8 protein-coding genes are annotated in these 10674 nt (G+C 68.4%); all 8 read left to right on the top strand.

Annotated elements, in window-relative coordinates; translation table 11 throughout:
* The first annotated feature begins 161 nt into the window (after positions 1-161).
* Positions 162-2174: a hypothetical protein gene (locus NZU74_12205; GenBank protein MCS6882086.1), complete on the top strand. Its 2013-nt coding sequence runs from the start codon at positions 162-164 to the stop codon at positions 2172-2174.
* Positions 2171-4228: a glycosyltransferase family 39 protein gene (locus tag NZU74_12210; GenBank protein MCS6882087.1), complete on the top strand. Its 2058-nt coding sequence runs from the start codon at positions 2171-2173 to the stop codon at positions 4226-4228. Before NZU74_12205 ends, NZU74_12210 begins: the two co-directional genes overlap by 4 nt.
* Complete coding sequence (locus NZU74_12215) at positions 4225-6633, top strand: hypothetical protein (protein ID MCS6882088.1); 2409 nt, start codon at positions 4225-4227, stop codon at positions 6631-6633. The genes NZU74_12210 and NZU74_12215 overlap by 4 nt, the downstream gene beginning before the upstream one ends.
* A gap of 167 nt (positions 6634-6800) precedes the next feature.
* Entirely contained in the window at positions 6801-9206 is a 2406-nt protein-coding gene (locus tag NZU74_12220; GenBank protein MCS6882089.1) for a glycosyltransferase family 39 protein, read from the top strand.
* A 369-nt stretch (positions 9207-9575) separates the two neighbouring features.
* Positions 9576-9776 carry a hypothetical protein gene (locus NZU74_12225; GenBank protein MCS6882090.1) on the top strand — a complete coding sequence of 67 codons (201 nt, stop codon included), beginning with the start codon at positions 9576-9578 and terminating at the stop codon, positions 9774-9776.
* Complete coding sequence (locus NZU74_12230; protein ID MCS6882091.1) at positions 9773-10054, top strand: hypothetical protein; 282 nt, start codon at positions 9773-9775, stop codon at positions 10052-10054. Before NZU74_12225 ends, NZU74_12230 begins: the two co-directional genes overlap by 4 nt.
* Positions 10055-10155: 101 nt before the next feature.
* On the top strand, positions 10156-10401 hold the full coding sequence (locus tag NZU74_12235) for a UPF0175 family protein (protein MCS6882092.1): 246 nt from the start codon (positions 10156-10158) through the stop codon (positions 10399-10401).
* Positions 10394-10582, top strand: a complete 189-nt coding sequence (locus NZU74_12240; protein MCS6882093.1) for a hypothetical protein — start codon at positions 10394-10396, stop codon at positions 10580-10582. Before NZU74_12235 ends, NZU74_12240 begins: the two co-directional genes overlap by 8 nt.
* Positions 10583-10674: the final 92 nt, after the last annotated feature.

The following is a 10674-nucleotide window of genomic DNA, read 5'->3' on the forward strand; positions in this document are numbered from 1 at the left end:
AGAGGTGCGCCATGCGCGGCAAGACGGGGGAGGGTGAGGATCGGCGCCTCTGGCCGCCTGCAACCTGATGTTAGCTGCAACCCGGTGAGTTGCGCCCCAGGAAGCTGTCGCTTCCCCACATCTCTGGTCGCTTCATCGAAACACGTGCAAAGGAGAAGGAGATGCGGCGCCTGATCGCCTGTCTGCTGACGGCGGCGCTCACGGCAGGAGCGCTGTTGCTGTGGCAAAACTGGAACCAGCCTCCCTCGCCTGCGAAGCGCCTGGGAATTGTCCAGTTTTATGATCAGGGGATCCCCCTGTCGTTCGAACAGCGCCACCAACTGGTGGAACGTCTGGCGCAACAGGACCTTGAGGAAGATTGGACCCTCTTCACCAACAGTAACGACGTTACTGATTTGCTGCTGGATGGCGATAGCGTCTGGGCGACGACAACCAGCGGCATGGTGCGCTGGGACGCGCGCACCGGAGCATACGTGAAACTGACCCCGGAGAATGGTCTACAAGATGAACTGCGCGCGATCGCGCTGGGGCCTGACGGGTCCCTCTGGATAAGAGGAAGCGCCGCCGGCATTCAGCGTCTGGCCTCCGACGGGCGGTGGCAAGATGTGTGGAGACCGTGGATAGATATGGGTAAACAGCGGAGGGAAGATAGCATCCGTCCAGCGGAGCCTATCTCGAATTTTGTAACGGGACCGGGCCGAACCTTGTGGTTCTCGTTGGATTATGGGGTTGCGCGCCTGGAATTCGAGGTAATGGGGGTTCAGAGAGACTTCGTCGTCTGGGAGGAATTTATTCCCCTGGCTGATCGAGGCGTGACCCTGGACGATGCCGTGCTGACCAATCTGACGACCCAGACCATTGCTATAGCTCCAGATGAAGCCCTCTGGTTTGGTGGATCGGGCGGCGCCACGCGTCTGGATGCCAGAACATCCTCCGCGAAGGAACGCTGGCGCGGCTATGCCATGCGCTCGAGTGTGACGGCCATCGCCTTTGAGCCAGATGGGGCGGTGTGGTTCGGAACCAACGGCGGGTTGAGCCGGCTCGGAAGCGACGGACGCTGGCAGACGTTTACGAAAGAGGATGGTCTGGCCGACGACCTGATCCAGGCGCTCGCCATCGAGGCTAACGGGACGATATGGGCCGCCACGGCGAATGCCGGGGTAATCCGGAGAGGCCGTGATGGACAGTGGTCAACGTATACGACGGAAGACGGCCTGGCTGACAACGATGTGCGCGTTATTAAAATCGGGGAGGATGGGAGCGTCTGGTTCGGCACGCGCGGGGGGATCAGCCGGTTGGAACCGACTGGCCGATGGCGAACCTACGTTACTCAGGACGTACTGCTGGACAATAAGGTGCGGGCGGTGGTCGTCGGACCGGACGGCGCCGTCTGGTTTGGCGGCGACGCCGGCGTGAGCCGCCTGCTGCCCGATGGTCGCCGAGAGGCCTACACGGCGCGGAACGGGCTGGCCGATGACCGGGTCACGGACATCGCCGTCGCTCCCGATGGCGCGGTGTGGGTGGGAACGGAGGGAGGGGTCAGCCGGTTCGGTCGTGACCGGCAGTGGCGCACCTATACAGTTTTCGATGGTCTGGCCTTCGGTACCGTAGAGGAGATCGCCTTTGGACCTGATGGGACGGTCTGGGTTGCTTCGACAGGGGAGCTGAGCTGGTTTGGCCCCGATGGGCAGTGGCGCACCACTGGAGATGAGGTTAACCTGTTCATACAACGCCGGGTTGACATCGCCGTCGGAGTGGACGGAGCGGTATGGGTCAGTACAGAAACCGGTGTGGGCCGGCTGCAACCGGATGGGCGCTGGGAAGCGCTGACGGCTGCTAACGGCTTGCCCGAAGGGAACTATGGTCCGATCGAGGTGGGTCCCGACGGCAAGGTGTGGCTGGGCATTGAAGATAAGCTCTTTACGTTAGATGAGCAGGGTCGCTGGCAGGAAGAGTCTATGCCCTGGCCAGGCGGTTGGATCGACAATATTGCGTTTACACAGGACGGCTCGGCGTGGGTGGGTGGCAGCATGACCCTGCACCGCTATATTGGTGAAGAGTGGGAGAGATTTACCACTCCTCCCTATATTACGGATGTCGCGGCTGAAGCAGATGGTACACTGTGGTTCGGGACCGATCGCGGGGTCTGGCGCTATGATGGGTTGAAGCGTTGAAACGGACGGTCTTCTGGCAATCCAGCGTGGTGGCTCTGGCGCTTTTCGGGGCGGCGCTGCTGGCGCGTGTCTACCGGCTCGATGCCCAGAGCCTGTGGCTCGACGAGGGCAGTAGCTGGGCGTTGAGCCGCGCCGGCTGGGGCCGCCTGCTCGGCGAACTGCTGAACCCGACCGCGGCCTATCCGCTCTACCATCTGGTGCTCAAAAGTTGGACGGCGCTGTTCGGCGACTCCGAGGCGGCGCTGCGGCTGCCTTCGGCGCTGGCGGGGGCGCTGGCTGTGCCGCTGATCTACCTGGCGGCTGTGGAATGCGGGCGTCTCAACGGAGCGGAGGGGCGCTTCACGCTCCACGGGCTGGCGGCGGCGACCATCGCCCTGACGGCACCCTACGCCATCTGGTACGCGCAGGAGGCCAAAGTCTACGCCCTGCTGCTCTGTTGCGCGGCGGCGATGACGTGGCTGACGCTGCGCGTGGTTCGCAGCGGGACGCGGCGCGACTGGCTGGCGCTCGGCGCCGTCGCCTTCGGCGCGCTGTTCGTACACCGGCTGGCAGTGTTGCTGGCGCTGGCAGTCGGGGTGGTCACGCTGCTGGCGCGCCCGCCGGCTTCGCGGTGGCGAAGCCTGGCGTGGGCGGGTTTCGGTCTGGCCGCTGCCGGGCTGGTGGCAGGCATGGCTCTGGGCTTGGGCAGTGAGACTGCGGCAACGGGGGCCTACATCCCGGCAGGGCCGCTTGAGGCCCTCTGGCTCACCTTCGTGCGCTTCGCCGTGGACCGCTGGCCGGGCGACGCGCCGTGGTGGTGGCTGCTGCCCTGGCTGGCGCTGGCGGCCTGGGGCCTCGGGCAGGCCGCGCTCGATCTGCGCGGGCCGCGCCGGCCAGCAGCCGCGGCGCTGCTGGTGTTGTTCGGCGTTCCGCTAGCGCTCTTCCTGGCCCAACTGATCTTTACGCGGATCTACGAGGCTCGCTACCTGATTATCATCTTTCCTGCCTGGGCATTGCTGCTGGCCTATCCGCTCGCCTCCCCCGGCGCGCGCGGCGTGAAGCGCGGGGCGCTGCTGGCGCTGCTGGCGCTGGCCGTGGGCGCCGGAGGCCTGGCCCTGTTCCAGCCGGTCAGGGGGCTGTTCTCCGGCGACCCGGTGAAGGAGCAGTACCGTGAGGCGATCCGTGAACTGGCCATCCGCGTCCACCCTGACGATGCGGTGGTAGTGCATCCCGGCTACCTGCGACCGCTCTACGACTACTACATGGGCCGCTTCCTGGCCGACCCGGCGCCCGAGCCGTTGACCTTCGGCAACTTCTGGCGCGGACCGACCACCTATGGCCGGCGCGAGTGGGAGATGGAGCGCCGCGAGCGCCTGACCGGCTACACGCGCAGTTTCCTGTTGATCGCCCCCGATCACGCCCGCACCGTGGACGTGCCGCTGCCGGGCGATGAATACGGACTGGTGGGCCTGTTCTGGGCCTACAGCCGCGAGCAGCGCACCTGGCCCTGCGGGATCTGGCGCTTCAACGGCGCGCACGTGCTCTGCCAGGAGGCCCCCGAGCCGTACTTCACCGGCGAGCTGCTCCAACCTGCTACAACCAGTGATGCGGTCTTCGGCGGCAACCTGCGGCTGCTGGGCTACACCCTTAAGGCGACCACGCCCCTGGGCGCGGGGGTGTACCGGGCCGGGGGGAACCTGCCGATCAGCCTCTTCTGGGACGTGGCGGCAACTCCGAGCGCCGATTACAGCTTCTTCCTCCACCTGTGCCGCGATTGCGAGGTCCCTCCCCTCGCCAGCGACGACGGGCCGCCGCTGGAGGGCTATTTGCCCACAAGCGTCTGGCTGCCCGGCAAGCCCGCCCGTGACGACCGGGCCATCCACCTGCCCGCGGATCTGGCGCCAGGGCGCTATGTGCTGCTGCTGGGCGTCTTCCGCCCCGATGATGCCACGCCCGCCGGGCGGCTTGCCGTGGCGGGCGAGCCGAACCTGGGCGCCGGGCGGCTGGTGCTGGGCACGGTAGAGGTTGTACCTTCCGACGCGCTCACGGCGGCGGAGGGCGTCGGGCGGCCATGAGCGCACGGATCGGGGCGACGCTGCGAACCCACTGGCCATTGCTTCTCGCCCTGGGGGTGGGGCTGGCGCTGCGGCTGGCGCTGTGGGGCCGCCTGCCCCGCGCGGGCTTCATCAGCGACGAAGCGGAGTACCTCGCCGCTGCCGACTGGCTAGCGCTGGGGCGCGGGTTCGCCTGGCACACGCAGTTCTTCTGGACGCGCGCCCCGCTGTACCCGCTCTTTCTCGCCGCGCACATCCTCGCCTTCGGGCGCGAAACGGGGCCGATTGTCGCGACACAGACGCTCCTCAGCCTGCTCAATATCGGGTTGATTTATGCCCTTGGGCTGCGGATCGCCGGGAAGCGGCGGGCAGCGGGACTCGCAGCCCTGGGGATGGCGCTCTACCTGCCTTTCGTCGCCTTCGCGCAGTTCCTGCTCACCGAGACGCTGTTCATTACCCTGCTCCTGGCCGCTTTCCTGGCTCTGGGAGTGTGGGCCAGGCGCGGGCGTGCCGGCGCGCCGTACACCCGGTTCGCGACGGCCTGGGCCGCAGCGGCGGGGGGTATGCTTGGTCTGGCGACGTTGACGCGGGGGCTTACGGCGGGTTTCGTGCCCCTGGTGGCAGGTTGGATGTTCTGGGCGGGAGGGCGTGGGTGGCGGGGGGCGAGATACGCTGCGGCGCTGGGGCTGGCGTGGCTCGCGGTGGTGCTGCCCTGGAGTCTGTACGCCAGCCGGGCCTACGGGGGCCCCATCCTGGTTGACACCACAGGGGCCTACAATCTGCTCCTCGGCGCGCGCACCGCCTTCGACGGCGGGCGCGACACCATCCCGGTCCGCAACTTTGTCCTGGCGCTCCTGCCCATCCCCGGGCGCAGTCAGGCGGAGCGGCTGGCGCTGCTGGAGCCGCGCCGCGCCCCTGACGGCAGCGTGCAACGGGCCGGCTCCTGCCTGTACGCCGCCGGTGATCCGCGCCTGATGGCGGCCCTGGAGCGGCCGCCGGAGCAGCTCACGCAAGCCGAGCGCCAGAGCCTGATGAGCGCCGAGGCCGGCTGCCTGCTGCGCGCCCGACCCCTGGCGTTTGCGCGGAAGAGCCTGCTCGAATTCGTCGATCTCTTCCGCATCAACTACACCGGCGACGAACGCCTGACCCGCGGCTTCGCCCTGGGCCGCCTGCCGCCCTGGTACACCCTGAGCCTGCTGCTGCTGGACGACACGCTCTACGTCCTGGCGCTGCCCCTGGCCGCGCTGGGATGGGCCGTGCTGCGAACCCGGGCGAGCGGCGCGGGGAACGACACACCAGACGGAACAACAACCGCCATCGCGTTAAGTGGCGTGATCGGCCTCTGGCTGGTGTACAATCTGATAACTGCGCCGCTGTTCTTCGCCATTAACCGCTTTCGGGCGCCGTTGATACCCTTTGTTCTGTTGTTGGCCGCAGCGGCGCTGGCCGCCGGGCCGGGGCTGCGGGCCGCGCTACGGAGCAGCTACGGCGCGGCCTGCGCCACGCTGGGCGGGCTGTTGCTACTGGCGGCGGCGGCGCCCTATGCGTATCTGGAACCGCGAGCGCCCGGCGCCGCTTCGACCTGGGCCTCTTACCTCGGCCCCTACCCCTCCAGCCTGGCCAGCAGCCGGATCGCGCTCCAGGCGCGCCCGGGTTATCTCGTCGAGCAGCGGCTGGCCGCGGCCCTGGGCGCGGGCGACGTCCCGGCGGCCCGCGCCGCCCTGAGCGCCCCGCGTTTACCGGCCTACAGCGCCGCGGTAGGCGCGCCGCTGCTCGCCGGGTTGGAAGGGCGCCCGGCGGAGGGGTTGGAGCGGCTGGCCCGCAGCCCGATACGTCCGCTTGAGCCCTGGCAGACAGCGGTGGTCGCGGGCGAGTTGTTGCGCCAGATGGGGGAAATCGAAGCCGCCCGGCGGGAATTCGGCCCCGAACTGGTGGACAGCCAGAACCCCGTGCTGTGGGCCTGGACCTGGTTGTACCCGCCGCGACTGCCGGACGACCGCCTGGCCGTGGCCGACGACAACGACCTGGGGTACCTGCGGGGCTTCTACCTGGGGGGGTACGAACCCGCGCTGGAGGCAACGGTGCGCTGGGCCAGCGGTGTGTCGGCGCTGCGCTTCCCCCGGGCGGGTACTGGCGCGCCCCGGCAACTCTGCCTGCGCCTGGGGGGCGCCTGGCCCGAGGATCTGCCCTTGCCGGCAGTCGCAGCGTATCTGGACGGGGCGGCCCTGGGCGCGATTGCCCTTACCCGCGAACTGCGAGTCGTATGTCTGGAACTGCCGGCGCGCCCGCCGGGGGCGACCTACGTGGTGGAACTGCGCGCCCCTACCTTCGTTCCCGACGCGCTCGACCTGATCGCCCAGCAGGGGCCGCAGGAGGGCCAGTTGCGCCTGCTGGCCTACCAACTCGACTGGGCCGAGGTGAGGTAGCGATCCGAGGCGTTTCGCAGAGTCGGGAGTTTGGGTTTGTCGATTGGTTCGCCATTCTCGTATGACCGGTATGTGGAGGTGTGGAGGTGTGGAGGTGTGGAGGTGTGGAGGTGTGGAGGTGAGACCACGTTGTTTAGCAGGCTTGAGCCATATCTTGCAGGGAAAGCATGAACCAGGCCCGGCGTCTGCCGCCTGACATTCTGCCGCTGGCGCTGATCACCCTGGCGGGGCTGGGGCTGCGCCTGCTGGTGTGGCGCTGGCGCGAGTTTCAACCCCTCGGGGGCGACGAGCAGGAGTATTTCAACGCGGCGCTGATCCTGCTGCGCGAATGGCGCTACCAGGAACTGCTGTTCATGCGCCCGCCCATCTATCCCCTGTTCCTGGCGACGAGCATCGTGCTGGTGGACTCGCTGGTGCAGAACCTGCGGCTGGTGCAGGCCCTGGTGAGCACCGCGACCATCCCGGTGGTCTACCTGTTGAGCCGGGAAGTGGCCCTGGCCCTCGACCGGCCACCCGTGCCGGCGCGGCGGGCAGGCCTGGCGGCGGCCCTGCTGGCGGCGTTGAGCTACACCCTGGCGGCCAACGCCACGGAACTGCTCGCCGAGACGCTGTTTCTTTTCGCTCTGACCGCGAGCTTCTGGTTGCTGGTACGGGCGGGCCGCCACAGCGCGGCGTGGCGCGCCAGCGTCGCAGGGATGGCGGTGGGCCTCGCCAGCCTGGTGCGCTCGATGGCCCTGCCGCTGCTGCCCCTGGGGGGCCTCTGGCTGCTCATCGGGCGGGGCGGGGCAACGTGGCGCCGGGCGGCCGTGTTCGTACTGGCGGGCTTTCTGGTCATTCTGCCCTGGACCTTCCGCAACTACCTGGTCTACGGCGGCCTGATCCTGATTGACACCACCGGGGCGGAGAACCTGTGGCTCGACAACGACCCGGCCGGGCGGGAGGCGGTCAAGGCGCAACTCTTCGCCCTGGGGGAGGACCAGCTGGCGCGGCAGCAACTCGCCGCGCGCGAGGGCTGGGCGGCGATCCGCGACGATCCGGCGCGTTTCGCGGCCAAGGCGTGGGGCGAATTGCTGCAATTCTTTGCCCTGGAGTATGCCGATGACATGCGCGCCCGCCCGCAGATCTGGGTGCGGCCGGCGGATGTGTGGCTGCGCCTGATCCTCGGCGATGGGCTGTGGCTGCTGCTGGCCCTGGCCGGCAGCTACGGTCTGGCGCGGGGGTTGCTGCAACCGGGGGCGGGAGGGGGGTGGCGCGACGTGTGGGGTTCCCCGGCAAGGGGCGAAGAAAAGCTCCCCCGCGCCCGGCGGCTGAAGCCGCGGGCTACCGTCGGCGAAGCCGACCTGCGCCGGCTCCCGCAGGCTACGCAGGCAGCCTTCGCAAGGCTGGCCGGCCCCTGCACGCGCCCGGCGGCACAGGGGGGCGCGGCGCGTGCAGAACGTTTTGCCACACCCTCCCCGGCGTGGCTGCTCGCGCCGTGGGCGCTGTATGTCGTTCTGACCACGCTGGTGTTTCACGTGGAACTGCGCTACCGCCTGCCCCTGTATCCGGCTCTGTTGCCCTTCGCCGGGCTGACGCTGACGGGCCAATCGGCGCCATCCGCGGCCCGGCATGCCCCGCATCCCGGCGCCTCCCGGCCTGCCACGCCTCAGGCGCCCGGCGCCGCACCGGGGGCAACCAGTGCGCTCGTCCAGACGGGGGGCGGCCAGAGGACGAACGGTGCGCGCCCGTCCTTGCACGGCTTTGTGGCTCTGCTGGCGCCCTTCGCCGTGCTGACCCTGACGCTCCTCCACGTGAACTACGTGGCCCTGGGCTGGCAACTGGGGTTGAAGCACTGGCGCCTGGCGCGCGCCGAGGCCGCGCTGGAGCGGGGCGACGCGGCGGCGGCGCGACGCGCCGCCTCGGCGGCGCTGGAGCGGGACGAAGACTCGGCCCTGGCGCGCATCGCCCTGGCGCGCGCCGATCTGCTGAGCGGCGACCTGCCCGCCGCGCTGGCGCATCTTGACGACGCTGTAGCGGTGCTGCCTGACCATCCCCAGGCGCGGGTGCTGCGGGGCGACGTGCGCCGGGCGCTCGGCGACCCGGGCGGCGCGCGCGCCGACCTGGCCTACGAAACCGCCTCGCTCCAGGATCTGCAACGCTGGCTCTGGGAACGGGGCATCACCCCCCCTCCGGCGCGGCTGCCCCTCGGCAATGGGCTGGACCTCGGCTTCATCGCCGGGTTCCACGGACCTCGTCCCGGCGAAGAAGGGTTTCGCTGGACCACTGGCACGGCGCGGGTGCGGCTGAGCAATGCGAGAGACGTGCGGGAGGTGCGCCTGCGCCTGGCCTCGGGCCGGCCCGCGGGCGCCGCCCCGGTGACAGTGACGCTGTGGGCGGGTTCGACACTGGTGGGCCAGGCCGAGATTGGCCCGGAGTGGTCCGAGCACACCTTCACCCTGCCGGCGGGGACGGTGACCGGCGACGAGCTCGTGCTGGAGCTCCGCGCTCCAACGTTCACGCCCCGGGAGTTTGATCGGGCCAGTCCCGACGGGCGGCGCCTGGGGGTGAAGCTGGCGGCAGTGGAGGTTGGATGAGGATCGGGAGCGCCCTCGCCAGTGTACGGTAAAGCCGCGGGTGGGGCCTGGCGGTCTGTGTCGGCCATATCGCTGGCGTTGTGACGCAAGGCCACGGCGACGAAGTCTGGACGCTTCGATGATGGCAGCAGCATTGTTCGGGAAAAAGCTCAAGGCTGCTTCTCCGGCGACCTGTTGACCAGAGCGATGAACCCGCTGCGGATGATGCGCCGGCGTCGCGCTGGATCAGACGCGCTCTCAGCCTCCAAAACGAACATATGTTCTAATACCACTTGTTTGGAGGAGGTCGGCGATGCCGGCGATTGAACGCTCCGAGGATGCCTTCCAGCGCCTCCACGAACGCGCCGTCCGGCTCAGATCATCGAGCAGTTGCTGAGCAGCCCTGAACCGGCGCTGACCGCCGGCGCCGACGACGAACCGATCCCGCCAGCAGGCTCGGCTGAAGCGCTCGCTGCCGTGGATCGGCTGGCGAGCCTGTTTGCGGACGCGATGATAGTGCACCTGCACAAGGCGCCTGGGGATCCGATGCTGGCGCCGGCAACCGTTGATCTGGACAAACTCACCCGATGAGCCGCTGGCCGGCGGACATTCCTGATGGCGCGCCGGTGATGCTGGACGCCAGTATTCTGGTCTACGCCTTCATCGCCAGCCGCCGCGTCGCGAACGGTTTGGGCGCCGGTCAACGACGCGCTGATTGTCGCGGGAAGCTGCGCAAACACATCACGCTCCTTGCCCCAATGATTCAGGCTTTGAGCGCTTCCCCGCCTACGATGACAAAGCTGCCGTCACATTGCTGCGCGGCGCGGCGCCGCCGCTCATCGGGCCACTTCTATCACGCCGTTCTCTGAACTGGTACAATGGAAGAGGCCAAACGCCCCTGGAACCGCTGATCCGGCGCCTACGAAGGAGATGACTTCGGTTGCGTGTATGCGCACGAAAGGATGCACTGATGACGATTCAGATCGCCTATCCTGACGAGTTGCTGACCCTTGCAGGTCTCATGCCCGATCAGTTTGCGCATCTGGCCCGGGAGGCGATCCTGGTTCGGCTCTACACACTTGGCGCGATCTCAACCGGCGAGGCTGCGGAGATCCCTGGCGTGTCGCGGCGAGAGTTCCTCGAGCTTCTGGGACGCTACGGCGTCTCGGAGTTCGACGATGATATTAATCTGGAAACGGAACTTCAGCGTGGTTAGACAGCCGGTCGTCTCCAATACCAGCCCCCTGATCACGCTGGCTGGCGTCGGCTTGCTGGAGCTGCTGCCCGCTGTGCACGGCGAGACCTGGGTTGCCGAAGCGGTACGCGACGAGTATGAGGTGAAACGCTCAGCGTCCGAGCCGGATCTCGATACACTTTCCTGGCTCGTGGGGGTGTGACGAAACGTTCTGCCTGTGCCGCGGCCCACCGGCCCGCCGGGAGCCTGAAGGCTCCGGCTAGCATTGCGAAGGCTGCCTCCGTAGCCTGCTGA

It is taken from the genome of Chloroflexaceae bacterium (assembly GCA_025057155.1).
Taxonomy (GTDB): Bacteria; Chloroflexota; Chloroflexia; order Chloroflexales; family Chloroflexaceae; genus JACAEO01.